1 protein-coding gene is annotated in these 1,131 nt (G+C 44.8%); it reads right to left on the bottom strand.

Annotated elements, in window-relative coordinates:
- Positions 1–1,131, bottom strand: a 1,131-nt coding sequence (gene tuf / locus H5181_RS20290) for an elongation factor Tu (RefSeq protein ID WP_182745490.1), incomplete at its 5' end; no start/stop codon positions are given.

The following is a 1,131-nucleotide window of genomic DNA, read 5'->3' as shown; positions in this document are numbered from 1 at the left end:
TTACGCGATAATTTTAGCTACAACACCTGCACCAACTGTACGGCCACCTTCACGGATAGCGAAACGTAAACCGTCGTCCATCGCGATTGGGTAAATCAGAGTAACGACCATCTTGATGTTATCACCAGGCATAACCATTTCTACGCCTTCTGGTAACTCAATTGTGCCTGTTACGTCTGTTGTACGGAAGAAGAATTGTGGACGGTAGCCTTTGAAGAATGGAGTATGACGTCCGCCTTCTTCTTTTGACAACACGTAAACTTCTGATTCGAAAGTTGTGTGTGGGTTAATTGAACCAGGCTTAGCTAGTACTTGACCACGTTCTACGTCATCACGCTTAGTACCACGTAATAACACACCACAGTTTTCGCCAGCACGACCTTCGTCAAGTAGCTTGCGGAACATTTCTACACCAGTACAAGTCGTTTTAGTTGTTGGACGAACACCAACAATTTCAACTTCGTCTGATACGCGAACGATACCTCGTTCAACACGACCTGTTACCACTGTACCACGACCTGAAATCGAGAATACGTCTTCGATTGGTAGTAGGAATGGCTTATCGATGTCACGAGCTGGTTCTGGAATATAAGTATCTAGGGCTTCTGCAAGCTCAAGAATTTTAGCTTCCCACTCTGGCTGGCCTTCTAGTGCCTTAAGAGCTGAACCTTGAATTACTGGTAAATCATCACCTGGGAAGTCGTATTCTGAAAGAAGCTCACGCACTTCCATTTCTACTAATTCTAGTAATTCTTCGTCATCTACCATGTCACACTTGTTCATGAATACGATGATGAAAGGTACGCCTACTTGACGAGAAAGCAGGATGTGCTCACGAGTCTGTGGCATTGGGCCATCTGTAGCAGCAACTACTAAGATTGCGCCGTCCATCTGTGCAGCACCGGTAATCATGTTTTTAACATAATCCGCGTGACCTGGACAATCTACGTGTGCGTAGTGACGGATTGGTGTGTCATATTCGATGTGAGAAGTATTAATGGTAATACCGCGCTCACGCTCTTCTGGAGCGTTATCGATTTGAGCGAAGTTTTTAACTTCACCACCATAAGTTTTAGACAAAACGGCAGAGATTGCTGCTGTTAAAGTTGTTTTACCATGGTCAACGTGACC

This window comes from Shewanella sp. SG44-2 (genome assembly GCF_014164215.1).
Taxonomy (GTDB): Bacteria; Pseudomonadota; Gammaproteobacteria; order Enterobacterales; family Shewanellaceae; genus Shewanella; species Shewanella frigidimarina.
The sequence above is the reverse complement of the archived record's forward strand: the minus strand, read 5'-3'. Positions and strand labels throughout refer to the sequence as shown.